Raw genomic sequence first — 24,277 nt, 5'->3', positions numbered from 1 at the left:
TTACTTGGCACTCAGCGCCAGTTTGGCGACTTGTGGCGCCGGCTGGTAGCCCGGAATGACCTGACCGTCCGCCAAAACGATGGCCGGCGTGCCGTTCACGCCAATCGACTGGCCGAGGGCGAACTGCTTGGACACCGGGTTATCGCACTTGGCGGCCTTGATTTCCTTGCCGTCGACCATCTTGTCCATGGCCGCTTTCTTGTCTTTCGAGCACCAGACCGCCTGCAGTTGCTCGTCACCCGGCGAACCCAGGCCCTGGCGCGGGAACGCAACATAACGCACTTCGATGCCGCGCTTGTTCAGCTCAGGCACTTCGGCGTGCAGTTTGTGGCAGTACGGGCAGGTGGTGTCAGTGAACACGGTGATGTGCGACTTGGTTTCGCCGATGGCAGGGTACACCACGGTTTCGGCGACAGGGATTGCGTTGACCAGTTTGGAAACGCCCAGGCGCTCGGTCTTCTCGGTCAGATTGACCGGTTTGCCGTCCTTTAGCTGGAACATATAGCCCTGGACCACGTACTGGCCGTCGGCGCTGGCGTAGAGCACACGACTGCCTTGAAGCTTGACTTCATATAGACCTGGCAGAGGGCTGGCGGAGATGCTTTCTACCGGAACTTCGAGCTGGAGGTTTTCCAGGCTTTTACGAATGGCTTTATCGGCCGCGTCATCGGCGACGGCAAAGGTGCTGACCAACGCAATGGCGGCGGCGGCGAAAATCTGGGTCAGACGCATGAGAACTCCTGAAGGCGGACAAATGGGACGCTCAGAACGCCCGTGCCGAAACACCGGGTCATAAACGCCCATCGTGCAAACCGGCAAAGCCTACCACATAAGGCTCGTGTGGCCGAATGCACCTGTCGCAAGACAACTCTCATTATTGTGGCGAGGGGATTTATCCCCGCTGGGTTGCGCAGCAGCCCCCCAAATGGGACTGCTGCGCAACCCAACGGGGATAAATCCCCTCACCACAGGTCAGCATTCCCCGTTCTGCGACTGTATCAGCCTCGAGGATGGTGCTTGGCGTGCAGGTCTTGCAAACGCGCCCGCGCAACGTGGGTATAAATCTGCGTAGTCGACAAATCGCTATGGCCGAGCAGCATCTGCACCACCCGCAAATCAGCGCCATGGTTAAGCAGGTGCGTAGCAAAGGCATGGCGCAAGGTATGCGGTGACAGCGATTTGCCGATCCCGGCGACCTTGGCCTGATGCTTGATCCGGTGCCAGAACGTCTGGCGGGTCATCTGTTCGCCGCGCTGGCTGGGGAACAACACATCGCTGGGCCGCCCGCCGAGCAACTCGCCACGACCATCGCGCAGATAGCGTTCGACCCAGACGATCGCCTCCTCGCCCATCGGCACCAGGCGCTCCTTGCTGCCCTTGCCCATCACCCGCAGCACACCCTGGCGCAGGTTGACCTGCTCCAGTGTCAGGCTGATCAGCTCCGTCACCCGCAGGCCGCAGGCGTAAAGCACTTCGAGCATGGCGCGGTCGCGCTGGCCGATGGCTTCGCTCAGGTCCGGTGCTTTCAGCAGCGCTTCCACATCCGCTTCCGACAAGGATTTGGGCAACGGCCTACCCAGCTGAGGCATATCGATGCGCAACGTCGGATCGACAGCGATCAACTTTTCCCGCAGCAAATAGCGATAGAAGCCACGCACACCAGAGAGAAATCTTGCCGTTGAACGGGGCTTGTAGTTTTGCTCCAGGCGCCAGGCCAGGTGATCGAGGATCAATTCGCGTCCGGCGTTGCTCAGCTCCAGGCCTTTTTCCTGCAGCCAGCCATTGAACAGTGCCAGGTCGCTGCGATAGGCATCGCGGGTGTTGTCGGAAAGGCCTTTTTCCAGCCAGAGGGCGTCGAGGAACTGGTCTATCAGGGGATGATCAATGGCGGACATAAAGGCTCAGGCAGGACCGGCAACACGGTCAACGAAGATAAATCGCAGGCAACAAAAAAGCAGCCCGTAGGCTGCTTTTTTCTGCATCGGAAGCTGGACTTAAGCCAGTTTTTCCTTGATGCGAGCTGCTTTACCCGACAGGTCACGCAGGTAGTACAGCTTGGCTTTACGTACGTCACCGCGACGCTTGACAGCCATGCTGTCGATTTGCGGGGAGTAGGTCTGGAAAGTACGCTCTACGCCAACACCGTTGGAGATTTTACGCACGGTGAATGCACTGTTTACGCCGCGGTTACGCTTGGCGATTACAACGCCTTCGAACGCTTGCAGACGCGAACGGTCGCCTTCCTTCACTTTCACCTGAACGACAATGGTGTCGCCCGGGGCAAAGGTAGGGATCTCTTTGGTCATCTGCTCTGCTTCGAGTGCAAGGATGATTTTGTTAGTCATGCTGTGCTCCTAAGGTAAATCGTCGGATCTACCATCGATACGTTGTTAACTATCGTCCCGCTCGCGGATGTATTCCTCGAGCAGCTTCTTCTCTTCTCCAGAAAGCGAGCGGCTTTCCAGAAGATCGACGCGTCGTTCAAAGGTCCGACCAAGGGACTGCTTTAAACGCCAACGCCGGATGTGCGCGTGATTGCCACTTAGCAATACGTCGGGAACACGCTGATCCGCATACACCTCCGGTCGGGTGTAGTGCGGGCAATCCAGCAAACCATCCGTAAAGGAATCTTCCTCGGCGGAGTCCGCATGCCCTAAAGCTCCAGGCAGCAGTCGTGTAACCGCATCGATCAGGACCATCGCCGGCAGCTCGCCGCCAGACAGTACATAGTCGCCAATCGACCACTCTTCATCGACATGAGCATCAATAAAACGCTCGTCAATGCCTTCATAGCGGCCGGCAATCAGGATCAGTGCATCCAGATTCGCCAACTCGCGTACCGCCGACTGAGTCAGTTGACGGCCTTGGGGGGACAGGTAAATCACCTTCGCGCCCTCCCCGGCGACTGCCTTGGCCTCAACCAGAGCATCTTCCAGGGGCTTGATCTTCATCACCATGCCCGGGCCACCGCCAAAAGGGCGATCATCCACAGTGTGATGTCGATCCGTCGTGTAGTCTCGCGGGTTCCAACAGGTGAGCTGCAACAGCCCCTGTTTCACCGCCCGACTGGTGATGCCGTACTCGCTGATGGCGGAGAACATCTCGGGAAACAAACTGATCACTTCTACGCGCAAGTTAGCCACGCTTAGAAGTCCGCATCCCAATCCACCTTCATCTCGCCCGCGACCAGGTCGACGGCCAACACGCATTGCTCGGTATAGGGCAACAGGCGTTCGCGATCATCCAGGCTGCCAGCGCAAGGCTTGACCACCATTACATCATTCGAGCCGGTCTCCAGCAGGTGATCGATCTTCCCGAACAATTGTCCGAGGGTGTCGATGACCTTGAGACCTTCCAGCTGGTACCAGTAGTACTCGCCGTCGGTCAGTTCAGGGAACAGGTTGCGCGGCACGCAGATCTCATAACCGGCCAGAAGACGAGCTTCTTCACGATCATCGAGACCCTTGAGCTTTGCGACCAGGAACTTGTCGTTCCCGCGTCCGCTGACCAGCTCTACCTGCTTTACATTGCCGTCACGCTTGAGCGTCCAGGTTTTGTAATCCAGCAGGTTCTTAATCGGATCAGTAAAGGAATACACCTTCACTTCGCCGCGAACGCCGTGAACCGAGTAAATCTTGCCGATAACGATCAAATCATCAGCAACAGCTGGCGTCGCGTTCATATTGCTCAGGCCGCAGCCTTAGCAGATTCCTTCAACAACTGAGCAACGCGCTCAGAAGGTTGTGCACCAACGCTCAGCCAGTAGGCTACGCGCTCTTGGTTCACGGACAGACGGACTTCTTGACCACGAGCAACAGGGTTGAAGAAACCAACCTGTTCCTTGTGCGAACCGTCGCGCGGGTTGCGGCTGTCGGTTACGGTCAAGTGGTAAAACGGGCGCTTTTTGGAGCCGCCAAGGGCAAGACGGATTGTTAGCATGTGAACATCGTTCCTGTAGTCGGTGCTGCAAATCTAAAGGCACAGCGGGCATGGGTGCCCGAAAGGCCGCATATTCTAAGGAATATCCGGACTTTTGCAAATGACTTTTTCCGGCGGCCTATCGGACGCCATCCAGATTTGCTATAGAGCCGTCGGTGAAAACGGCCAGTCAGCTCCCGCCAAGTGCGGGTTTGCTGTGAATCCCACGTCCGTGTGGGGCTGCGCCGACATGACTGCCGGCGCGGATTCTTTACATCTTGGGCATACCGCCGCCGGGCAACATACCGCCCATGCCGCGCATCATCTTGGCCATTCCGCCTTTCGCGGAGAATTTCTTCATCATCTTCTGCATCTGCTTGTGCTGCTTGATCAAGCGACCGATGTCCTGCACCTGGGTGCCGGAACCCATGGCGATACGACGCTTGCGCGAACCGCTGATCATCTCAGGGTCGCGGCGCTCGGCCGGGGTCATGGAGTTGATGATGGCTTCCATCTGCTTGAACTGCTTTTCTGCCGCACCCTGGGCGTTGCCCATCTGCGCCAGGTTCACACCGCCCATGTTCGGCAGTTTGTCCATGAGGCCGCCGAGGCCGCCCATGTTCTTCATCTGTTGCAGCTGATCACGGAAGTCTTCGAGGTCGAAGCCCTTGCCCTTCTTCAGCTTCTTGGCCAGCTTGTCGGCCTTGTCCTTGTCGAGGGTCGCTTCCGCCTGCTCGATCAGGCTGAGCACGTCACCCATGCCGAGGATGCGCGAGGCGATACGCTCAGGGTGGAACGGATCGAGCGCTTCGCTCTTCTCGCCCATACCGATGAACTTGATCGGCTTGCCAGTGATGGCTCGCACCGACAGGGCGGCACCGCCCCGGGCATCGCCGTCGACCTTGGTCAGGATCACGCCGGTCAGTGGCAGCGCATCGCCGAAGGCCTTGGCCGTGTTGGCGGCATCCTGGCCGGTCATGGCGTCGACCACGAACAATGTTTCTACCGGGTTGATCGCGGCGTGTAGCGCCTTGATCTCGCCCATCATCTCTTCATCGATGTGCAGGCGACCGGCGGTATCGACGATGACCACGTCGATGAATTTGAGTTTTGCTTCCTTGATAGCCGCTTGCGCGATCTCGACCGGCTTCTGGCTCAGGTCGGACGGGAAGAAGGTCACACCCACTTCACCCGCCAACATTTCCAGCTGTTTGATCGCCGCTGGACGATAAACGTCCGCGGACACGACCATGACCGATTTTTTCTTGCGCTCTTTCAGGAAGCGCGCAAGTTTGCCGGCGGTGGTGGTTTTACCAGCACCCTGCAAACCGGCCATCAGGATGACCGCTGGAGGCACGGCGCTCAGGTTCAGGTCTTCGTTGGCCGCGCCCATCAGGCTTTCGAGTTCGGCCTGGACGATCTTCACGAAAGCCTGGCCCGGCGTCAGGCTGCGCGACACCTCGGTGCCGACAGCGCGTTCCTTGACCGAATTGACGAAGTCCTTGACCACCGGCAGGGCGACGTCGGCTTCGAGCAATGCCATGCGCACTTCGCGCAGGGTGTCTTTGATGTTGTCCTCGGTCAGCTTGGCCTTGCCGGTGACGTGGCGCAGCGTCTGCGAGAGACGGTCGGTTAAGTTTTCAAACATTGCGCGATCCTTTCAGGCCCTGTGTAGACCGGGATAATGGCGGCCCAGACCGGACTAAACATGTGCTCGGCGAGCCTGCGGCGTGGGCAGGTCGCGGATTATAGCGAAGACTGCGTCTGGCGGACACCTCGCACTTTCGTGTCGCGTGGGTTCTATGCCAAACTCAGCGCCTTTCGGGCTTGCCTAACAGGACTTATGCTCCCCTTGTCACCCAGTTTGCTTACTACCCTCGCCGCCGCCTGCTTATATGCCGCTGCGACTATCTATCAAGGCACTCGCCTGGCCACCGGCGCCAAGGCCAACAAGCGCCTGCTGGTTACGCTCGGCGTGCTTGCGGTGCTGGCCCACAGCGCCAGCCTGGTGACCCACCTGCTGACCCCGATTGGCCTGGGCCTGGACTTTTTCAGCGCCGCCAGCCTGATCGCCGTCGCGGTCATCGCCCTGACGCTGCTGGCCTGCTCACGGATTCCGGTGGAGAACCTGCTGGTGCTGCTGTTCCCCCTGGGTGCGCTGACCGCGCTGCTGGCGCAGTTCGCCCCCGCTGGCACCGTGCAGATCATCGACGAAGCGCCAGGCATTCTTGCCCACATCCTGTTGTCGATCCTCGCCTACGGCATGTTCACCATTGCCGTGTTCCAGTCGTTGCTGCTGCTGCTTCAGGATCATCAACTCAAGCACAAGCACCCGTCCGGGTTGATCAAGAACTTCCCGCCGCTGCAAACCATGGAAAGCCTGCTGTTCGGCTTCCTCTGGGCCGGCTGGACGCTTCTGTCGCTGTCGCTGATCTCCGGCTGGCTGTTTGTCGACAACCTGTTCGCCCAGCACCTGGTGCACAAGACCTTGCTGGCCTGCCTGGCCTGGATCGTCTTCAGCGTGCTGCTATGGGGCCGTAACCGCCTTGGCTGGCGCGGGCACAAGGCCATCCGCTGGACCCTGGCCGGTTTCTGCCTGTTGATGCTGGCGTATTTCGGCAGCAAGCTGGTTCGTGAATACATCCTGCACATCTGACGGGCGGCAATAATGGAAGACTTGCCCATAGGGCCGATGCTTGCAGTAGTGGCCTTGCTGATCTTGTGGTCCGGCCTGTTTACTGCCATAGAAGCAGCGCAGCAGCATTTGCTGGCCCAGCGCACAGCCTCGCGCGCAAGCGACAAACCGCTGGCCCGGCTGAGTTTCCCCCTCGTCAGCCTGATTTTCTGCAATACCCTGTGCCGCGCCCTGGTGCTGGTCATCTGTACCTTGCTGGCGATTTTCACCTGGGCCGAAAACGGCCCGTGGCTGGCCTGTCTCGGCGCGGGTGCCCTGCTGTTGATCCTGGCCGACTACCTGCCCCGCGCCCTCGCCGCCCGTCATCCGGACGCGATCCTGGCCCTGGGCAACAACTTGCTGGCCATACCACTGAAGCTCATCTACCCGGCGGCGTGGCCGCTCAACGCCATCAGCCAACTGCTGATGCGCCCGTTCGCCCGCAAGGCCAACGTCGTGCAACAGAGTGAAGACGAGCCTGCGCCGCAGCGGCACGACCCTTACGGCCATCACGGCGGTCATCACGAGCATGCCGTCAGCCGCCCGCATCCCCTGCCGGGCATCCATGCGCTGGACAACATCACGGTCAACGACATTCTGGTGCCACGCAGCGAGGTCGACGGGATCAACCTCGACGACCCGATCGAAGCGATCATCGAGCAACTGCGCCACAACCAGCGCACGCGCCTGCCGGTGTTCCACAGCGACATCAACCAGGTCGAAGCGGTACTCAATACCCGGCAAATCGGCCATTTGCTCCCCGACGGCAGCCTCACCCTGGAAGCGCTGCTGGCGGCCTGTCGCGAACCGTATTTCGTCCCTGAAAGCACCCCGCTGCAATTGCAACTGCTGAACTTCCACAAGCAACAGCGGCGCCTGGGCATGGTGGTCGACGAATACGGTGAGGTACTGGGCATCGTCACCCTGGAAGACATTCTCGAAGAAATCGTCGGCGAATTCGAAAGCCAGCAAAGCCTGGACAACCCGCATATCCATCCACAGGCCGATGGCCGCCTGGTGATCGACGGCGCCGCCTCGATCCGCGACCTGAACAAGAGCCTCGGCTGGCACCTGCCCAGCGACGGCCCGAAAACCCTGAACGGCCTGGTGACCGAAGCGCTGGAAACCATCCCGGACTGTCCGGTATGCCTGAAAATCGGCCGCTATCGACTGGAAATTCTCGAGACTGAAGACAATCGTGTCACTCGGGTGTTGATCTGGCATAGCAACCCGGCTCCCGCTGCTTTACCCACCCATTAGATTGGCACTTGTTGAATCGTTAGCCACGGAGAATGCGCCCAAGGGCAAGCGCGCCTGGTTCGGCATGTTCCCGCAGCTGGGCCCATCCATCGGCTTTCTCGCGGCCAACGGCCTATTCCAAACTGGTGGCGATGGGGGGATTGGGTTTTGTCGGCGGGTATGTGTCGGGGGCGGCGGTGCTGAGCCTGATTGCTGTGCTGTGCCTGAAGGAGACGCGCAATAACGACCTGAATCGGGTTGCTTGAATCAGAAGCATCGCCAGCAGGCTGGCTCCCAAATGGAAATTGGGTGTACACAAAATCTGTGACCAACCATTAACCCTGTGGGAGCTAGCCTGCTAGCGATTGCCGCGCCTCGGTTTACAGCTCTACCACGACAGCCTGAGAAGCGCGGGTCGCTTTAGCCCGGGCAGCTTCGATCGACTCGTCGCGAGCCAATGCAACACCCATCCGGCGTTGGCCATTCACTTCAGGCTTGCCAAACAGGCGCAACGCCGTATCCGGCTCGCTCAACGCCGCACCCAGGTTGGCGAAAGCGGTCTGGGTCGACTGGCCTTCCACCAGAATGACGGCAGAGGCCGATGGTCCGAACTGACGGATCAACGGGATCGGCAAACCGAGGATCGCCCGTGCATGCAGGGCGAATTGCGACAGATCCTGTGAAATCAGGGTCACCAGACCGGTGTCGTGCGGACGCGGCGACACTTCGCTGAACCACACCTGATCACCTTTGATGAACAGCTCGACGCCAAACAGGCCACGGCCACCCAAGGCCTCGGTAACCGCCTTGGCCACGCGCTCGGATTCAGCCAGGGCTACCGCGCTCATTGCCTGCGGCTGCCAGCTTTCCTGGTAGTCGCCCTTCTCCTGGCGATGGCCGACCGGCGCGCAAAAGGTGGTGCCGCCGACGTGACGCACGGTCAGCAGGGTAATTTCATAATCGAAATCGATAAAACCTTCGATGATCACCCGGCCTTTACCGGCACGCCCGCCTTCCTGGGCGTAATCCCAGGCCTTCTTCACGTCATCGATGCTGCGCAGCAGGCTCTGCCCCTTGCCCGACGAGCTCATGACCGGCTTGACCACGCACGGGAAACCGAGATCTTCGACGGCCTTGCTGTAGTCCTCGAAGGTGTCGGCGAAGTGGTAAGGCGAGGTCGGCAGGTCCAGCTCTTCGGCGGCCAGGCGACGGATGCCTTCGCGGTTCATGGTCAACTGTGCAGCTCGCGCGGTGGGGATCACGGTGAAGCCTTCGGACTCCAGTTCCACCAGGGTCGCGGTGGCAATGGCTTCGATTTCCGGCACGATAAAGTGCGGCTGCTCGGCTTCGATTACCGCGCGCAGGGCCGCGCCATCGAGCATGTTGATCACGTGGCTGCGATGCGCCACCTGCATGGCCGGCGCATTGGCATAGCGATCCACGGCAATCACTTCAACGCCCAGGCGTTGCAGCTCGATCACCACTTCCTTGCCCAGTTCGCCACAGCCACACATCAATACGCGGGTCGCGGTGGGCGACAATGGAGTTCCGATACGGGTCATCTCAAGTCCTCAAGAAGCGGATCATCGAGGGATGCGGCGCCTGGCGCGCTTCCCATGGGGAGAAAGCGCGGCATTTTACATGAACCGCGGGGTTTGGCTTCAGCTGACGACCGCCTGCTTGCGCAAGCGCCAGGCCATGATCAGCCAGAGGCCGTGACACCGGCGAATTTCAGCCAGACACAAAATGCCCTTACTGGCCGTAATGCTGTTCACTTAAGACAATTTCAGGTGAGCAAGAAATCTGTGGCGAGGGGATTTAGCGAAACGTCGCACCGCCCCGTTGGGCCGCGAAGTGGCCCTCAGCGTCCGTTCAAACAGACCGAGTTGTTCGGATTTGCGACTGCTTCGCAGCCGAGCGGGGATAAATCCCCTCGCCACAAGGAGGACCCCACGCTGAAGTGAACAGCATTACCCTACTGACCGGGCGTCTTGCCGATCATCCACACCAACCCACTGGACTTCGCCCGTTCATGGCACAACCCCAACACCGTGCGGCGCTCCTCATTGTCCATGCGGCTCCAGCGGGTGATTTCCTCTACCGTGCGCTGACAGCCCGTGCAAATATCATCGTCGTCCAGTGCGCAAATGTTCACACAGGGCGATGGCACCGGTCGTTCGGTCGCAGTCATTGTTCCTGCTCAGCCAGATCGCGGGCATAACGCTGGGCGTTATGTACGTAGTGAGCGGCGCTGGCTTCCAGCATCTTTTTCTGCGGCTCGGTCAGCTCGCGTACTACCTTGCCGGGTGAGCCCATGACCAGCGAACCGTCGGGAATCTCCTTGCCTTCGCCGATCAACGAATTGGCGCCGATGATGCAGTTCTTGCCGATTTTCGCGCCATTGAGGATCACCGCATTGATACCGATCAGGCTGTAGTCACCCACGGTGCAGCCGTGCAGCATGGCGTTGTGGCCGATGGTCACGCCGGTACCGATGGTGAGCGGGTAACCCATGTCGGTATGCATCACGGTGCCATCCTGAACGTTGCTGTTCTTGCCGATCAGGATCAGCTCGTTGTCGCCCCGGAGCACGGCGTTGAACCAGACGTTGGCGCCCTCTTCCAGTTTGACCTTGCCCACCAGCACGGCATTGGGAGCGACCCAGCTCTGTGGATGGGTCTCGACACGGGCGTCGCCCAGGCGGTATTTCATCTTGTTGTCCTCAAGGCTCAGGCAGCGGCGTGTTCAGGCCATTCGAGTGATGGCTTCAGGTATTGATAAAACTTTTAGGCGGTAAGTGCAGGCTGATTTTCGCGTCATAGAGCAGATTGATCAACTCGACGATCATGATCGCCGTCAGGCCCCAGATCTTGAATTCGCCATAGCGATAACTCGGCACGTACCAACTACGCCCTTGGTAATCGATGCGATGGGTATGCTCGCGCGGGTCCTTGCGGAAGAACTCCAGGGGCACACTGAACACGGCGGCGATCTCGGCATCGTTGGCCCGGTATTCGACAAAATCCGGAATCACCCCGACATAAGGCGTGACCTTGATGCCGTGCAGGGAAATCAACGGGCTCAGCGGGCCGATCACTTCGACCAGGCCCGGTGGCAGACCGATCTCTTCTTCGGCTTCGCGCAGGGCGGTAAAAATCAGGTCGGGGTCTTCGGGGTCGCGTCGACCACCGGGGAAGGCGACTTCGCCACCATGGGTCGAGAGCCCGCTGGCGCGCAGGGTCAAGACCAGCTCCGGCTCGTCACTGCGGGTAATCGGCACCAGGACGGCGGCCTCGGGGAAACGTCGGTCGGTCTCCAACGTACGCGGTGTGTGGTGACTTACCCGATGCAGTAGCTCGTCCAGCATGAGTGTTCTCGATCAGTGCCTTACTCTGCATCATGCACCAATCGCTTCGGTCGCCCAACCCCCCGGACAGTGGCATGTCGCGAAACGACAACTTGCCGACAGCCACCGCCGCACGCCAAGATAGGCGCAGCATTCAGGAACCCAAGCATGAAATTTTGCAGTCAGTGCGGCAACCCGGTGACCCAACGCATTCCCGAGGGCGATTCACGCCTGCGTTTTGTCTGCGACAGCTGTCACGCCATTCACTACCAGAACCCCAACATCGTTGCTGGTTGCGTGGCGACCTGGGGTACCCAGGTGCTGTTGTGCCGCCGCGCCATTGAGCCGCGCCGTGGCTATTGGACCCTGCCCGCCGGCTTCATGGAAAACGGTGAAACCATCGAGCAGGCGGCCATTCGCGAGACCGCCGAGGAAGCCTGCGCCCGGGTGCGCAACTTGAGCATCTATACGCTGATCGATGTGCCGCACATCAGCCAGGTGCATGTATTCTTCCGCGCCGAACTGGCGGACCTGGATTTTGCCGTCGGCCCCGAGAGCCTGGAAGTGCAACTATTCGACGAAGCCGACATCCCTTGGGACGAGCTGGCTTTCCGCACGGTGGGCCGTACCTTAGAATGCTTCTTTGCTGACCGGCGGATCGAGGTCTACCCCGTGCGGTCCGAATCGATCCCGCCGCTGGTTCAGCCTGTCATCACTTGATGTCATCTTGGTATCATCACTAGGCGCACAACGATCGTCCGAACACGGCCCGAACCTTCGGCAGCGCCTGCAAAAACACCTATAAATATATATATAGTCGCGACACCTCCTGGGGAATCGTTTCAATGCGCTGGTTGCTTGCCCTGTTCTGCTTGTCGTTCGTCACGGTGTCCCAGGCTACTGCCATGGAGCCCGTGGACGGCAAGGTCATCGAGAAAGTCCTGGTACTCAAGTCTGCCCATCAATTGCAATTGATCAATGACGGCAAGCCGTTCAAGACCTATCGCATTTCCCTGGGCAAACGTCCCAAGGGGCCGAAGCTGATGGAAGGCGACAAACGCACGCCCGAAGGTTTCTATTGGCTCGACTGGCGCAAGGTCAGCGACCGCTTCAACCTGGCGATGCACATTTCCTACCCGAATATCAGTGATTCCGCCCGCTCGCGACGTGAAGGTGTCGATCCCGGCGGCATGATCATGATCCACGGCACCCCGGACACCGAAGAAAACCCCGAGCACCTGTTCCACACCCTGGACTGGACCGACGGCTGCATTGCCATGCGCAACATGGACATGCGCGAAATCTGGAACATGGTGCCGGACGGCACGATGATCGAAATTCGCCCTTAATATGCCGGATGAGCGTTCCCAAGCCGTGGGAACGCTGCCCGGTCTGGTCTGCGCGCCATGCCTGCAACAGGCAGATGCCCAGGACCTGTCCAGATCCTGAACGCTCCCCCGAATATCCCCTCCCCCATTGAAACCACCAGAGGCCTGCCCCATCTAAGACCCATACCCCATTGCGCAGGTGCCCCATGAGCGACCAGCAAGCCTTCCCCGAAGACCCCAGCGAATACGCCGACCCGCAAAACGCCGAACACCACGCCCCAGGCAAGGGTCTCGCCCTGCCCGGCCAGAACCTGCCGGACAAGGTTTACATCATTCCGATTCACAACCGCCCCTTCTTCCCGGCCCAGGTCCTGCCGGTCATCGTCAATGAAGAACCCTGGGCTGAAACCCTCGACCTGGTCGCCAAATCCGATCATCAATCCCTGGCCCTGTTCTACATGGACACCCCCCAGGAAGACCCGCGCCATTTTGATACCTCGGCCCTGCCGCTGTACGGCACCTTGGTCAAGGTGCACCATGCCAGTCGCGAAAACGGCAAATTGCAATTCGTCGCCCAGGGCCTGACCCGTGTGCGCCTCAAGACCTGGCTCAAGCACCATCGCCCGCCGTACCTGGTGGAAGTCGAATACCCGCACCAACCCACCGAGCCGACCGACGAGGTCAAGGCCTACGGGATGGCGCTGATCAATGCGATCAAGGAACTGCTGCCACTCAATCCGCTGTACAGCGAAGAGCTGAAGAACTACCTCAACCGCTTCAGCCCCAACGATCCATCGCCGTTGACCGACTTTGCCGCCGCACTGACGTCGGCGACCGGCAGCGAACTGCAGGAAGTGCTCGACTGCGTGCCCATGCTCAAGCGCATGGAAAAAGTCCTGCCGATGCTGCGCAAGGAGGTCGAGGTCGCGCGCCTGCAAAAAGAGATTTCCGCCGAAGTGAACCGCAAGATCGGCGAGCATCAGCGCGAATTCTTCCTCAAGGAACAACTCAAGGTCATCCAGCAGGAGCTGGGGCTGACCAAGGACGACCGCAGCGCCGACATCGAACAATTCGAGCACCGGCTGACCGGCAAGGTGCTGCCGTCGCAGGCGCAGAAGCGCATCGAAGAAGAGATGAACAAGCTGTCGATCCTCGAGACCGGCTCGCCGGAGTACGCGGTCACTCGCAACTACCTCGACTGGGCGACATCGGTGCCGTGGGGCGTGTACGGCGAGGACAAACTCGACCTCAAGCACGCGCGCAAGGTACTGGACAACCACCATGCCGGCCTTGACGACATCAAGGACCGCATCCTCGAATTTCTCGCGGTCGGTGCCTACAAGGGCGAAATCAGCGGTTCTATCGTGCTGCTGGTGGGGCCGCCGGGCGTGGGTAAGACCAGCGTCGGCAAATCCATCGCCGAATCCCTTGGCCGACCGTTCTACCGCTTCAGCCTCGGCGGCATGCGTGACGAAGCCGAAATCAAGGGCCACCGCCGTACCTACATTGGTGCGATGCCGGGCAAACTCGTGCAAGCGTTGAAAGACGTCGAAGTGATGAACCCGGTGATCATGCTCGACGAAATCGACAAGATGGGCCAAAGCTATCAGGGCGACCCCGCCTCGGCGCTGCTGGAAACCCTCGATCCGGAACAGAACGTCGAATTCCTCGACCACTACCTCGACCTGCGCATGGACCTGTCGAAAGTCCTGTTCATATGCACCGCCAACACCCTGGATTCGATTCCCGGCCCCTTGCTGGACCGGATGGAGGTGATCCGCCTGTCGGGTTACATCACCGAAGAAAAAGTCGCCATCGCCAAACGCCACCTGTGGCCGAAACAGCTTGAGAAAGCCGGCGTGTCGAAAGGCAGCCTGAGCATCAGCGACAACGCCCTCAGATCGCTGATCGACGGTTATGCCCGTGAAGCCGGGGTCCGCCAGTTGGAGAAAAACCTCGGCAAACTGGTGCGCAAAGCCGTGGTGAAGCTGCTCGAAGATCCAGAAGCAGTGATCAAAATTGGCCCGAAGGACCTCGAATCGTCGTTGGGCAAGCCGGTGTTCCGTAATGAGCAAGTGCTGTCAGGGACGGGTGTGATCACCGGTCTGGCCTGGACCAGCATGGGCGGTGCGACCCTGCCGATCGAAGCCACGCGCATTCATACCCTCAATCGCGGTTTCAAGCTCACCGGGCAATTGGGCGATGTGATGAAAGAGTCCGCGGAAATCGCCTACAGCTACGTCAGTTCCAATCTGAAGTCGTTTGGCGGGGATCCGAAGTTCTTCGACGAAGCGTTCGTGCACTTGCACGTACCGGAAGGCGCCACCCCAAAAGACGGCCCGAGCGCCGGTGTGACCATGGCCAGCGCCCTGCTGTCGCTGGCACGCAACCAACCGCCGAAGAAAGGCGTGGCCATGACTGGAGAACTGACGTTGACCGGGCATGTGCTGCCGATTGGTGGGGTGCGTGAGAAGGTGATTGCAGCGCGGCGACAGAAGATTTTCGAGCTGATATTGCCGGAGCCTAACCGTGGGAGTTTTGAAGAACTACCGGACTATCTGAAGGAAGGGATTACGGTGCACTTTGCCAAGCGATTTGCGGATGTGGCAAAAGTATTGTTCTAAGCGGATATAGTGCAACACTGAAATGGCCATACTGGTTGTCTGGCCATTATCATTTTCACGCCTGACAACATACAAAATTTGTCATCAAGTCTATTTAATCCTGTTAGTTCGAACAGTAGTCCGTGCCGCTCGCAGGCCGTACATTCAAGGCTCCAACAATCCTTGAAGAGACAGGTTCCATGGATATCCAGCAACGAAGAAGTCTTGTCGACAGCCACATTAATGTTGAAATAAAATTCCGCCAGTGCTGTCGGAAAAACTGCTTGAATGCCACCATTCAAGATCGCGACGAATTCAACTCCGAAGAGTTTTACACCAGCGTCGGCTCCCGAGAAATACTGGCTGTTTTCAAAGCCGGTGAAAAAAACACCCCTGAAGATCGTGCTTTTGATATCTATCTGCCTAGAAATATCGAAACCGGCACCTACGCATTAAACTCGCCGGACCAATTGATAGAAATCGCCTTGACTGAAAATTTCCCGACCTACACCAGTTACTGGGCATTCAAGGGCGAAATGAACCTGGTTGTGAACGCCAACAAGCAAGACTACTCCGGCACATTCAATATCAGCTTCAAGGACAAAGAACAGCGTGAGTTTGTATCCGAAGGCACGTTTGCTTTCTCTCTGGAAGCCTGACGAAGGTGTTGTCCTGACCGATTTGTATTGCCTGCCCCACCGCCATCGCGAGCAAGCTCGCTCCCACAGTTTAATCACCGTCCACTGTGGGAGCGAGCTGGCTCGCGATGGCGTCAGTCCTGACACCACAGCCCTCTGGCTGTCACACTTTGTCTCATCTTAAGTTATGCTCGCCGTTCGTCGTGAACGCCGGAGCCACTGAGCCTATGTCCCCCACTCGCCTGTTTGTCCCTCTCGCTCTCACCTTGCTGGCCGCTTGCGCCACGCAACCTGCGCACATCGTGACCGTGGAAAAACAAAGCGAATGCCCGGTGAAGCTCACCAGCGGGCAAAACCTGATCCTGACCTTGCCGAGCAATCCAACCACGGGTTACCGCTGGTCAATTCAGGATTCGGCCGGCGGCGTATTGCGCGCGCTCAGCCCTGAGGTCTACAGCAATCCGGAAGATGCCGGCGTTGTGGGTGCTGCCGGTATTTCGACCTGGCGATTCCAGGCGTTCGCCACTGGCATGGGACGTTTACGCCTGACCTCACAACAACCTTGGGCACCGGAAGTGCTGCCGGTGGATGCCTTCGACTGCGCCATTTCGGTCAACTGACCGTGGGTTGGCTGATTCTGGCGCTGATGGGCGCAGTGACTTTTATCTATGGCCTGAGCGTGCACGCAGCGCTGCTTTGCCTGTTGGTCAAGCCGCTGCCTGTCCTGGCCCTGCTCGGCTGGCTGCACGACGCACCACCCGGCGAGTATCGGCGCTGGATCAGCCTTGGATTGATTTTCTCCCTCCTAGGCGACGTGTTGCTGGCATGGCCGGGAGATTTGTTTGTGTTCGGCCTCGGGGCGTTCCTCGTCGCCCATCTGGCCTATCTGAAAGCTTATTTGACTGACTGCAGACGGTTGGCCGTGCTGCCACTGATCCTGGCCCTCGGCGTTGGCGCGGTGCTGCTGGGGATACTGATTGCCCATGGACTGGGGCCATTGCTGATTCCGGTGATCGTCTATGGCCTGGCGATCAGCGCCATGCTCTGGCGTGCACTGGCTCGCCTCGACACCGACGTACCCAAGCGTTCGGCGCTGCTTGCAGCAGCCGGGGCCGTGGCGTTTGTGTTTTCCGATAGCGTGATTGGTATCAGTCGTTTTGTGGTGCCGTTTGAGGCCGCGCCGTATGTGATCATCCTCAGCTATTGGCTGGGGCAATGGGGCATCACGGCCTCGGCGTTCGACCAAAAGCAGCACTGAACCCCTGTGGCGAGGGGATTTATCCCCGTTCGCCTGCGCAGCAGGCGCAAATCCGGTGAACGCGGTGTACCTGAGATGTCGAGGTGACCAGCTTAAGGACCGCTTCGCGCTCCAGCGGGGATAAATCCCCTCGCCACAACAGCGTTCCTCTCTTTCAACGCATCAGCCCCGCCGGTTTATCAGACAACCCGCGCATCCCCGCGCCAACTTGGCTAAAATGCCGGCCTTTTCCACCGACACCGCCGGAACCGCCGTGAGCAAAGAATCCGATCGCCTTTTCGCCCAGCCTTTGGCCCAAGTGCCTGACTTCGCCTTCAACGAGGATGTGGTGCGGGTGTTCCCGGACATGATCAAGCGCTCGGTGCCGGGTTATCCGACCATCGTCGAAAACCTCGGTGTGCTCGCCGCGCAATTCGCCCAGCCCAACAGCGTGCTCTACGACCTCGGCTCGTCCCTGGGCGCCGTGACCCAGGCTTTGCGCCGTCATGTGCGCACTGACGGCTGCCGCGTCATCGCTGTGGATAACTCCGCGGCGATGGTCGAGCGATGCCGTGAATATTTGAACGGCCAGGACTCGATGTTCCAGGAGTTGCTGCCGGTGGAAGTGGTCGAAGGCGACATCCTCGCCCTTGAATTCAAGCCCGCCTCGGTGGTGGCGCTGAACTTCACCCTGCAATTCATTGCTCCGGATCAGCGTACCGCATTGCTGTCGCGCATCCACCAGTCCCTGTTGCCCGGTGGTGCACTGATTCTCTCGGAAAAACTGCGCTTTGAAGACGAGCAGGAGCACGCGCTGCTCACCGACCTGCACGTCGCCTTCAAGCGCGCCAACGGCTATAGCGAACTGGAAATCGCCCAGAAGCGCAGCGCCATCGAAAACGTCATGAAGCCCGACAGCCTCGAAGAACACCGCGAACGCCTGTTGGCCGCCGGGTTCTCGAAAGTCGTGCCGTGGTTCCAGTGTCTTAACTTTGCCTCGTTGATTGCCTTGCCATGATTGATCTGTCCCCCCTCGCCCGTCGTCTGGCTGGCACACCGCTGGCCGAATGGGCCAACACCCTGCAAGCGCAACTCGACAAGAAAATGGAAAAGGGTCACGGCGACCTGGAACGCTGGCAAAGCGCGCTGGACGCCCTGCCAAAGATCCAGCCAAGCGAAGTCGACTTGTTGAACGGTTTGAAGCTGGATACCGATTGCGACGACGCTACGCGGGCGCAGATGCGCACCGCGCTGATGGGCTTGTCGCCGTGGCGCAAAGGCCCGTTCGATCTGTTCGGCGTCCATGTGGACACCGAATGGCGCTCGGACTGGAAATGGTCGCGCGTCGCCCCGCACCTGGACCTCAAGGGCAAACGCATCCTCGATGTCGGCTGCGGCAATGGTTACTACATGTGGCGCATGCTGGGTGCCGGTGCGGACAGCGTGATCGGCGTCGATCCGAACTGGCTGTTCTTCTGCCAGTTCCAGGCGGTGCAGCGTTACCTGTCCGAGCCGAATGCCTGGCACCTGCCATTCCCTTTCGAAGACCTGCCGCCGAATCTGGAAGGCTTCGACACGGTGTTTTCAATGGGTGTGTTCTACCACCGCCGCTCGCCGATCGAGCATCTGTTGGCGTTGAAGGATTGCCTGGTCAAGGGCGGCGAACTGGTGCTGGAAACGCTGGTGGTCGAAGGCGACAAACATCAAGTGCTGGTGCCGGAAGACCGTTATGCGCAAATGCGCAACGTGTGGTTCCTGCCGTCGGTACCGGCGCTTGAGTTGTGGCTGCGTCGCGCCGGGTTCACCGATGTGAAATGCGTGGACGTGAGCGTGACCACGGTCGAGGAGCAGCGCGGCACGGAATGGATGAAGTATCAGTCGCTCAGTGATTTCCTCGATCCCGAAGACCACAGCAAGACCATTGAAGGCCTACCAGCGCCGATGCGGGCGGTGATTGTCGCCCGCAAGTAAGTACGAACTTTCAAACACCAGAGAACCCTGTGGGAGCGAGCTTGCTCGCGATAGCGGACTAACATTCAACATCATTGTTGACTGACACGCCGCCATCGCGAGCAAGCTCGCTCCCACAGGGTTGGTGGTTATTCTGAAGATTTGGCTCTGCGGGCCTTGAAGAATTGGCTCAAAACAGCCCCGCATTCCTCCGCCAACACCCCACCTTCATACAACACCCGATGATTCAAAAAGCCCTGGGTAAAAAACTGCCCCTGACTCTGCACAATCCCGGCCTTGGGCTCCAACGCGCCATACACCACCCGCGCAATCCGCGAATGCACGATCAACCCGGCGCACATGCTGCACGGCTCCAGCGTCACATACAGCGTGCTGCCCGGCAGGCGATAGTTGCAGACGGCTTGAGCGGCGGCGCGGATGGCGACCATCTCGGCATGAGCACTCGGATCGTTGCCGCTGATCGGGCAATTGAAGCCACGGCCGATGATTTCACCGTCCTGCACCAGCACCGCGCCCACCGGCACTTCGCCCAGTGCCGCTCCTTGAGCGGCGAGGGCCAGAGCTTCGCGCATGAAGTCGCGATCACGGCTGCGGTCGATGATCACAGCGGGACGAATCTGACGCATCACGCCACCTCGATGGCGGCCATCAGGCCGGTTTCCATGTGATCGATCACATGGCAATGGAACATCCACACCCCAGGGTTATCCGCCACCAGCGCCACTTGCGCACGCTCGTTCTTGCCCAACAAATACGTGTCGGTGAAATACGGGATGACCTTGTGCCGGTTCGAGGCAATGACCTTGAAGCTCATGCCGTGCAGGTGAATCGGATGCTGATACTGAGTCATGTTTTTCAATTCAAAAATGTAGCTTTTGCCCTTTTCCAGCTTGGCAATCGGGCGGTCGGCGCAGGTTTTATCCGTGATGTCCCAGGCTTTGCCATTGATCTGCCACAGGCTTGGCGGCTTGCCGTTGTCGACGTTCACCGACACTGAACCTACCCATTCGAAATTGAAGTTGAGTTTTTCGGCGTTGGCCAGGTCCGGTTCCGCTACCGGGTTGGTGGGCAGTGCCGCAGGCCATGCAGTCGGCGCGTCGGTGTTGGCTACGGAGCGGAGCGTGCCCAAACGAACCGGGCCGTTGCGCAGGGATAGTTCTTCACCCACCGGTGGTGCCTTTATCGCTAGACAAATACGCATGCCCGGGCCGAGCCAGTACTCCTTGCCCAGCGGTCGCGGTTCGATGGGGTTGCCGTCCAGTGCGTAGATCTGCGCTTCGACACCAGGGATATTCAGGCGATAGGTGAGGGTGTTATCGAGGTTGAGCAGGCGTACGCGAGTGATCTGCCCGGCGGGCAAGTCGATGACCGCTTGCGGGACTCCGTTGATGGTCGACAGTCGCCCCGCCGTACCGCCTCGGGCTGCTTCGCGAGGAATGCTGAAGTCGACAAAAGCGCCCTGCTCATCGACATGCCAGTTCTTCAAGCTCAAGGTTTTCTCATACTTGAAACCGGTCGGCTCGCGCTCCTCGACGATCAGCGGGCCGACCAGCCCGCGCCCAAGTTCTTCGCTGCTGCTCACGTGCGGGTGATACCAGTAGCTGCCGGCATCGGGCACGCGGAATTTGTAATCGAAGTATTCACCGGGCAATACCGGCAGCTGCGACACGTAAGGCACACCGTCCATCTCCAGCGGCAGGCGGATGCCGTGCCAGTGAATGGTGGTTGCCACCGGCAGATGATTGATGAAGCGCACCCGCAGCCATTCGCCCTGGCGCACGCGCAATTCAGTACCCGGCGCCGACGGACCGAACGCCCAGGCTTCGGTCTTGTGCCCGGCCACCAGCTCGATGTCCAGCGGCGCCGCAATCAGCTCATAGTCATGGCCCGCATCGGCGTCGGCCATCTTGCCCAGCCAGTAACGCGACGCGCCTCCTGCTCCCACGCCAACGACAACAAGACCAGCCAGGCCACCGAGGATTTGGCGACGGGTAAAGGACATGAACTCAACTACCTCACGTATCAGCGACAGGCCCGGGGGGCCTGGAAAAGGCGAATACGATACACCTGCAGTTGGGAAACAGTAAGGGCGGCGCGGCGACTGGTCACAGTCTGATCCGCGCTGACCGTTTATCCAAGCATATATATGTAGTGCACGGCCGGCATGGAAACGGGCAATCATCGCTGCCCATTTCTCAAGGAGCGAGAGCATGTCCACCGAACAAAACACCCCCGCATCAAGCAAAGCCGCCGACCGGGAACAGCTCAAACTCATTGCGCCCGTCGTCGTGACCGCCTGCCCCGGCCTGCAGGAAGAAGCCCATGCCGTCGCCAGTGATATCCTGAAAAAACACGGCATCACCGGCCACGACCCCGACCAGGTCTGGTGGCATCGGTTCGACAACGTCACCGCCAGCAGCAACAAGACTTTCCTCGGCTGGGAACACGCCCCCAAACCCTGTGAGTCGTTCACGCTGACGCAACTGGTCATACATCGGTTTCGCGTGACCGATCAGGACGACGCCCTCGAACTGAACAGCAATGGCGGGTTCTACACCGCAGATGCCAATGCCAGCCTCTACAACGAAACCAATGAAGTGCGGATGTACCCCAGCAAGGTTCTCGCCGACCTGTGGGAGCTGAACCTCAGTGACCGCTACCTGAACAAATTCAATGCCTTCTGGGCCACGCATTTCGATGACTATCGGGCCCTGGCCAAGTGTAACTACCTCAGTAAAGCCATCGAGGCGTGCGAGAGCGGGCAGCTGGGGGAAGAAGATTTCCAGACCGTCGTCAGGGCCGCCGTCGGCGACACGATCTGGCCTATCACCCTGGCGACACTGCAGGCGCAGAACACCGTGCCTGCAGATCTGCGAGTCTGCGCGCTGGATGTTTGCGGGTATGTCGCCACCGACATCCTGCGCATCGTCGACCGCAATGGTCGGCAGATCACCTACGTTCCTGGCGCAGCCACACCTTTCCACGTGCACCCGACGCCCACCGACATGCACTGGTGGATGCTGCTGCAGATGAACGAAGAGCAGGCTCGCAGCGAATTCATGACCCATTTCCCGCTGTCGGTGCGCAAGGCGATCCACGACAACATCACCCCACTGATGAACCAGCTGGTCGGCACCTGGGGCAAATACGATCACCACCTGATCAATCAGAAAAACATCACCGTCAGCGGCGACCTGTTCACCTGGCAGAGCCGGTCCGTGCAGAGTGCGATGCTGGAGGAAGCCAATCTGACCCTGGTGACCAACGGGCAGATGCGCGAACACCTGTGGCTGGGTTATCTGACTGTCGGCCTGAAAGTCTTCGGCCCACTGGCGGTCCTCGGCTGGCCCATCGCCTTGCCGGTGATCGGGGCCAGCATCGCCGCGATGGGCCTGAACATCGACAAGGCGGTCAATGGCAGAACGGCGGCGGAACGCAAGGCCGGAGTGATCGGCGCAGTGCTCGCCGGCATCAATACCCTGTTCAATATCCCGCTACTCAAGGAAGTCAGCGTATTGGATGACGCCGGGGCTGCGGCTGAGGCGGCTGAAGCTGCGGAGTTGGACAAGACGATCAATCCGGAGCAGGAAACCGTTGAACCTCGCGAGCCCGGCGAATCAGAAGAAGGCCCACTGCAACCGGCTGTATTGCCAAACGTGCCGGACGAAACCGGAGAAGCGTTAGTAGTACCAGAGCACTGGCAAAGCAACGAAATTCTCGAAAGCTACCCCATGGCCACCAGCGGGAAATACCAGGGTATCTACACTCTGGACTCAAACCCTCCCAACGCCATCCTGATCAACGAACAGGCTTACTACGTACGCTACGAGGCAGACGTCAACGGCGGCGGCACCTGGGCCATCATCGACCCGCAAAACCCGAATGCCTTTACGGGGTCGATCCCGGTACGCCTGAATGCCGAGGGTGAATGGGAGCTGGCGCCGAAACTACGCTTGACCGGCGGCGGCAAAGGCCTCAGCAAACCCGTTCCGGGATCATCGGGTACTGGTGAGCCCGTTCCAGGATCATCGGGGAATGGTGAGCCCGTTCGGCCCAAAGCATTCTATTTCAAACATTTAACCCGCTACGATGCCCCCGACGGACGCTCGCTGAACTTCCTGGCCTTGGGCGAACAGGAAACCCATATAAAAATCGTCAACCTGCCCGATGGGCGCATCAGGGGCGTCTCACCTTATGAAGAGTTCGTCGCTGGACGGCGCGCGGTATTGGTCAGGGATGCAACCGGATACCAGCTCCCGGCAAAATTCAGCGCCTCACTGCCCCCGCGACCGGTTCAGCCGGTCATCACACCCTCCACGACCATGACAGAACTCATCGAGAAAGTATTCGAGACAGCGCCTGGCCTGGTAGTGGGTGAAAGCCAGGATCGCATCGCCAGCATGCGCTTCCTCATCGAAAACATGCCGACGTTTGCCCGGCAAGGCGTCAAGACGCTCTACATGCATCGCTTGCTCAATGACTTCAATCAAGTCGACCTGAACAACTTCGCCGACACCGGGAACATGCATGGCATGCTGGAAAGATACCTGCAAAAGCTCCCAGGTGATCCTTCCGGGCAGTTCACGCCCCTTCAGGTTGTCAGGGCTGCGCAACGGAACGGCATTCGAGTCCAGTCCACTGATTGCCTTGCCAGTTATCGCTACACCGACCCGAATTTCCGCGCCATCTCCCGGCAATCCGTCAAGACCTACCTCACCCACACCATCATGCAAGCCACTCAAGCCAGCAACGGTGGCGGAAAATGGGTGGTGCTCACCGATCAGGAAAATACCAACACATTCAGGGGATTGGCCGGCATCAGCGAAACGGAAGGCGGCATCGGTTTGCGCATCGAGGAAGTGGGTCCCGACCAGCCCTTACATCTGGATATAGATAATGGCATCGAAGTAGGCAGTGACGTGGCAGGAGTCGGCACCCAGATGCGCGGTAACTTTGACACCCTGTATGCCGACATCAGCCTGCAGATGCCGACACAGGCTGTGCAAAGAACGCCCGAACAGCTCAACAAGCTGCTGTTCCGCCAGGGCATGTTCACCATCGAAAGGTCAGATGAAACCCTGACGCTGATTCATCGCAGCCGCAACAACCTGATTGTTCGCACGATGATCGAGCGAACAATGGATGGCGGCTTCCTCATCAACCGCCCGGCCTGGGCCGCCGTGCATCATGTCACTTACGCGAATCTGACCAGCCTTGCCCACGCACTCAATCGCATGGGCCTGACGCTGGAAGGACGGCTGCCGGCTTTTGCAGCCTAATGAATGAAAAAGGCCCCGTGAACTCACATTCACGAGGCCTTTCA

The 24,277-nt window shown here is 59.4% G+C and carries 24 protein-coding genes and 1 pseudogene; 12 read left to right on the top strand and 13 right to left on the bottom strand.

What is annotated here, in order from left to right:
- From dsbC to ffh, 7 genes are all read right to left on the bottom strand, one after another.
- Positions 1-732, bottom strand: coding sequence for a bifunctional protein-disulfide isomerase/oxidoreductase DsbC (dsbC, locus tag ACA058_RS05100; protein ID WP_008057812.1), 732 nt, complete (start codon positions 730-732; stop codon positions 1-3).
- A 266-nt stretch (positions 733-998) separates the two neighbouring features.
- The gene (gene xerD, locus ACA058_RS05095; RefSeq protein ID WP_497638130.1) at positions 999-1,895 is read right to left on the bottom strand and encodes a site-specific tyrosine recombinase XerD; all 897 of its coding nucleotides are present in this window, start codon (positions 1,893-1,895) and stop codon (positions 999-1,001) included.
- Between the two features lie 99 nt (positions 1,896-1,994).
- Complete coding sequence (gene rplS / locus ACA058_RS05090; protein WP_003175895.1) at positions 1,995-2,345, bottom strand: 50S ribosomal protein L19; 351 nt, start codon at positions 2,343-2,345, stop codon at positions 1,995-1,997.
- Positions 2,346-2,390: 45 nt separating this feature from the next.
- Positions 2,391-3,143 carry a tRNA (guanosine(37)-N1)-methyltransferase TrmD gene (gene trmD / locus ACA058_RS05085; protein WP_008057805.1) on the bottom strand — a complete coding sequence of 251 codons (753 nt, stop codon included), beginning with the start codon at positions 3,141-3,143 and terminating at the stop codon, positions 2,391-2,393.
- Positions 3,144-3,145: 2 nt separating this feature from the next.
- Positions 3,146-3,682, bottom strand: a complete 537-nt coding sequence (gene rimM, locus ACA058_RS05080) for a ribosome maturation factor RimM (RefSeq protein ID WP_077046480.1) — start codon at positions 3,680-3,682, stop codon at positions 3,146-3,148.
- Between the two features lie 5 nt (positions 3,683-3,687).
- The gene (rpsP, locus tag ACA058_RS05075) at positions 3,688-3,939 is read right to left on the bottom strand and encodes a 30S ribosomal protein S16 (RefSeq protein WP_003198088.1); all 252 of its coding nucleotides are present in this window, start codon (positions 3,937-3,939) and stop codon (positions 3,688-3,690) included.
- 250 nt (positions 3,940-4,189) lie between these two features.
- Positions 4,190-5,566, bottom strand: a complete 1,377-nt coding sequence (ffh, locus tag ACA058_RS05070; RefSeq protein WP_056726162.1) for a signal recognition particle protein — start codon at positions 5,564-5,566, stop codon at positions 4,190-4,192.
- A 195-nt stretch (positions 5,567-5,761) separates the two neighbouring features.
- Between ffh and ACA058_RS05065 the strand changes: the two genes are divergently transcribed.
- The 3 genes and pseudogenes from ACA058_RS05065 to ACA058_RS05055 all read left to right on the top strand — a co-directional run.
- Positions 5,762-6,574 carry a cytochrome C assembly family protein gene (locus ACA058_RS05065; RefSeq protein WP_497638129.1) on the top strand — a complete coding sequence of 271 codons (813 nt, stop codon included), beginning with the start codon at positions 5,762-5,764 and terminating at the stop codon, positions 6,572-6,574.
- 12 nt (positions 6,575-6,586) lie between these two features.
- Positions 6,587-7,852 (top strand): transporter associated domain-containing protein, encoded by a 1,266-nt coding sequence (locus ACA058_RS05060; protein ID WP_497638128.1) that lies wholly within the window; start codon positions 6,587-6,589, stop codon positions 7,850-7,852.
- 19 nt (positions 7,853-7,871) lie between these two features.
- A pseudogene (locus tag ACA058_RS05055) lies at positions 7,872-7,970 on the top strand (hypothetical protein); the annotation flags it as partial.
- A 241-nt stretch (positions 7,971-8,211) separates the two neighbouring features.
- Here the strand turns inward: ACA058_RS05055 and purT are convergent.
- The 4 genes from purT to ACA058_RS05035 all read right to left on the bottom strand — a co-directional run bounded on the left by purT (position 8,212) and on the right by ACA058_RS05035 (position 11,198).
- Positions 8,212-9,393: a formate-dependent phosphoribosylglycinamide formyltransferase gene (gene purT, locus ACA058_RS05050; protein WP_497638127.1), complete on the bottom strand. Its 1,182-nt coding sequence runs from the start codon at positions 9,391-9,393 to the stop codon at positions 8,212-8,214.
- A gap of 413 nt (positions 9,394-9,806) precedes the next feature.
- Positions 9,807-10,022, bottom strand: coding sequence for a DUF1289 domain-containing protein (locus tag ACA058_RS05045; protein WP_497638126.1), 216 nt, complete (start codon positions 10,020-10,022; stop codon positions 9,807-9,809).
- Positions 10,019-10,543 carry a gamma carbonic anhydrase family protein gene (locus ACA058_RS05040; protein ID WP_497638125.1) on the bottom strand — a complete coding sequence of 175 codons (525 nt, stop codon included), beginning with the start codon at positions 10,541-10,543 and terminating at the stop codon, positions 10,019-10,021. The genes ACA058_RS05045 and ACA058_RS05040 overlap by 4 nt, the downstream gene beginning before the upstream one ends.
- A 55-nt stretch (positions 10,544-10,598) precedes the next feature.
- Positions 10,599-11,198: a CoA pyrophosphatase gene (locus tag ACA058_RS05035; RefSeq protein ID WP_497638124.1), complete on the bottom strand. Its 600-nt coding sequence runs from the start codon at positions 11,196-11,198 to the stop codon at positions 10,599-10,601.
- A 147-nt stretch (positions 11,199-11,345) separates the two neighbouring features.
- Between ACA058_RS05035 and ACA058_RS05030 the strand changes: the two genes are divergently transcribed.
- The 8 genes from ACA058_RS05030 (at position 11,346) to cmoB (ending at position 18,954) form a co-directional block, all read left to right on the top strand.
- Positions 11,346-11,897, top strand: coding sequence for an NUDIX hydrolase (locus tag ACA058_RS05030; protein ID WP_497638123.1), 552 nt, complete (start codon positions 11,346-11,348; stop codon positions 11,895-11,897).
- Between the two features lie 125 nt (positions 11,898-12,022).
- Positions 12,023-12,526, top strand: coding sequence for a L,D-transpeptidase family protein (locus ACA058_RS05025; protein ID WP_497638122.1), 504 nt, complete (start codon positions 12,023-12,025; stop codon positions 12,524-12,526).
- Between the two features lie 185 nt (positions 12,527-12,711).
- A complete protein-coding gene (gene lon / locus ACA058_RS05020; protein ID WP_497638121.1) occupies positions 12,712-15,129 on the top strand; it encodes an endopeptidase La in 2,418 nt (805 codons plus the stop codon).
- A gap of 179 nt (positions 15,130-15,308) precedes the next feature.
- Positions 15,309-15,767 carry a hypothetical protein gene (locus ACA058_RS05015; protein ID WP_497638120.1) on the top strand — a complete coding sequence of 153 codons (459 nt, stop codon included), beginning with the start codon at positions 15,309-15,311 and terminating at the stop codon, positions 15,765-15,767.
- A gap of 206 nt (positions 15,768-15,973) precedes the next feature.
- On the top strand, positions 15,974-16,366 hold the full coding sequence (locus ACA058_RS05010; protein WP_497638119.1) for a protease inhibitor I42 family protein: 393 nt from the start codon (positions 15,974-15,976) through the stop codon (positions 16,364-16,366).
- Between the two features lie 2 nt (positions 16,367-16,368).
- The gene (locus ACA058_RS05005; protein WP_497638118.1) at positions 16,369-17,004 is read left to right on the top strand and encodes a lysoplasmalogenase; all 636 of its coding nucleotides are present in this window, start codon (positions 16,369-16,371) and stop codon (positions 17,002-17,004) included.
- Positions 17,005-17,221: 217 nt separating this feature from the next.
- Positions 17,222-18,001 (top strand): carboxy-S-adenosyl-L-methionine synthase CmoA, encoded by a 780-nt coding sequence (gene cmoA / locus ACA058_RS05000; RefSeq protein ID WP_497639861.1) that lies wholly within the window; start codon positions 17,222-17,224, stop codon positions 17,999-18,001.
- A complete protein-coding gene (cmoB, locus tag ACA058_RS04995; RefSeq protein WP_497638117.1) occupies positions 17,998-18,954 on the top strand; it encodes a tRNA 5-methoxyuridine(34)/uridine 5-oxyacetic acid(34) synthase CmoB in 957 nt (318 codons plus the stop codon). Before cmoA ends, cmoB begins: the two co-directional genes overlap by 4 nt.
- Positions 18,955-19,082: 128 nt before the next feature.
- On the opposite strand, the gene tadA is transcribed toward cmoB, so the two are convergent.
- Both tadA and ACA058_RS04985 read right to left on the bottom strand, forming a co-directional pair.
- Positions 19,083-19,580: a tRNA adenosine(34) deaminase TadA gene (gene tadA / locus ACA058_RS04990; protein WP_497638116.1), complete on the bottom strand. Its 498-nt coding sequence runs from the start codon at positions 19,578-19,580 to the stop codon at positions 19,083-19,085.
- The gene (locus ACA058_RS04985; protein WP_497638115.1) at positions 19,580-20,956 is read right to left on the bottom strand and encodes a multicopper oxidase family protein; all 1,377 of its coding nucleotides are present in this window, start codon (positions 20,954-20,956) and stop codon (positions 19,580-19,582) included. Before ACA058_RS04985 ends, tadA begins: the two co-directional genes overlap by 1 nt.
- Before the next feature lie 208 nt (positions 20,957-21,164).
- Between ACA058_RS04985 and ACA058_RS04980 the strand changes: the two genes are divergently transcribed.
- Positions 21,165-24,233, top strand: coding sequence for a membrane-targeted effector domain-containing toxin (locus ACA058_RS04980; protein ID WP_497638114.1), 3,069 nt, complete (start codon positions 21,165-21,167; stop codon positions 24,231-24,233).
- The last annotated feature ends 44 nt before the right edge of the window (positions 24,234-24,277 follow it).

Source organism: Pseudomonas sp. LBUM1649, assembly GCF_059716155.1.
Note: the sequence above shows the minus strand (reverse complement) of the source record. Positions and strands in the feature narration are given on the sequence as shown.

Bases quoted from the DNA above. Each gene is read 5' to 3' on its own strand.
- dsbC (WP_008057812.1), bottom strand. From the start codon at position 732: ATGCGTCTGACCCAGATTTTCGCCGCCGCCGCCATTGCGTTGGTCAGC.
- xerD (WP_497638130.1), bottom strand. From the start codon at position 1,895: ATGTCCGCCATTGATCATCCCCTGATAGACCAGTTCCTCGACGCCCTC.
- rplS (WP_003175895.1), bottom strand. From the start codon at position 2,345: ATGACTAACAAAATCATCCTTGCACTCGAAGCAGAGCAGATGACCAAA.
- rimM (WP_077046480.1), bottom strand. From the start codon at position 3,682: ATGAACGCGACGCCAGCTGTTGCTGATGATTTGATCGTTATCGGCAAG.
- rpsP (WP_003198088.1), bottom strand. From the start codon at position 3,939: ATGCTAACAATCCGTCTTGCCCTTGGCGGCTCCAAAAAGCGCCCGTTT.
- ffh (WP_056726162.1), bottom strand. From the start codon at position 5,566: ATGTTTGAAAACTTAACCGACCGTCTCTCGCAGACGCTGCGCCACGTC.
- ACA058_RS05065 (WP_497638129.1), top strand. From the start codon at position 5,762: ATGCTCCCCTTGTCACCCAGTTTGCTTACTACCCTCGCCGCCGCCTGC.
- ACA058_RS05060 (WP_497638128.1), top strand. From the start codon at position 6,587: ATGGAAGACTTGCCCATAGGGCCGATGCTTGCAGTAGTGGCCTTGCTG.
- purT (WP_497638127.1), bottom strand. From the start codon at position 9,393: ATGACCCGTATCGGAACTCCATTGTCGCCCACCGCGACCCGCGTATTG.
- ACA058_RS05045 (WP_497638126.1), bottom strand. From the start codon at position 10,022: ATGACTGCGACCGAACGACCGGTGCCATCGCCCTGTGTGAACATTTGC.
- ACA058_RS05040 (WP_497638125.1), bottom strand. From the start codon at position 10,543: ATGAAATACCGCCTGGGCGACGCCCGTGTCGAGACCCATCCACAGAGC.
- ACA058_RS05035 (WP_497638124.1), bottom strand. From the start codon at position 11,198: ATGCTGGACGAGCTACTGCATCGGGTAAGTCACCACACACCGCGTACG.
- ACA058_RS05030 (WP_497638123.1), top strand. From the start codon at position 11,346: ATGAAATTTTGCAGTCAGTGCGGCAACCCGGTGACCCAACGCATTCCC.
- ACA058_RS05025 (WP_497638122.1), top strand. From the start codon at position 12,023: ATGCGCTGGTTGCTTGCCCTGTTCTGCTTGTCGTTCGTCACGGTGTCC.
- lon (WP_497638121.1), top strand. From the start codon at position 12,712: ATGAGCGACCAGCAAGCCTTCCCCGAAGACCCCAGCGAATACGCCGAC.
- ACA058_RS05015 (WP_497638120.1), top strand. From the start codon at position 15,309: ATGGATATCCAGCAACGAAGAAGTCTTGTCGACAGCCACATTAATGTT.
- ACA058_RS05010 (WP_497638119.1), top strand. From the start codon at position 15,974: ATGTCCCCCACTCGCCTGTTTGTCCCTCTCGCTCTCACCTTGCTGGCC.
- cmoA (WP_497639861.1), top strand. From the start codon at position 17,222: ATGCCGGCCTTTTCCACCGACACCGCCGGAACCGCCGTGAGCAAAGAA.
- cmoB (WP_497638117.1), top strand. From the start codon at position 17,998: ATGATTGATCTGTCCCCCCTCGCCCGTCGTCTGGCTGGCACACCGCTG.
- tadA (WP_497638116.1), bottom strand. From the start codon at position 19,580: ATGCGTCAGATTCGTCCCGCTGTGATCATCGACCGCAGCCGTGATCGC.
- ACA058_RS04985 (WP_497638115.1), bottom strand. From the start codon at position 20,956: ATGTCCTTTACCCGTCGCCAAATCCTCGGTGGCCTGGCTGGTCTTGTT.
- ACA058_RS04980 (WP_497638114.1), top strand. From the start codon at position 21,165: ATGTCCACCGAACAAAACACCCCCGCATCAAGCAAAGCCGCCGACCGG.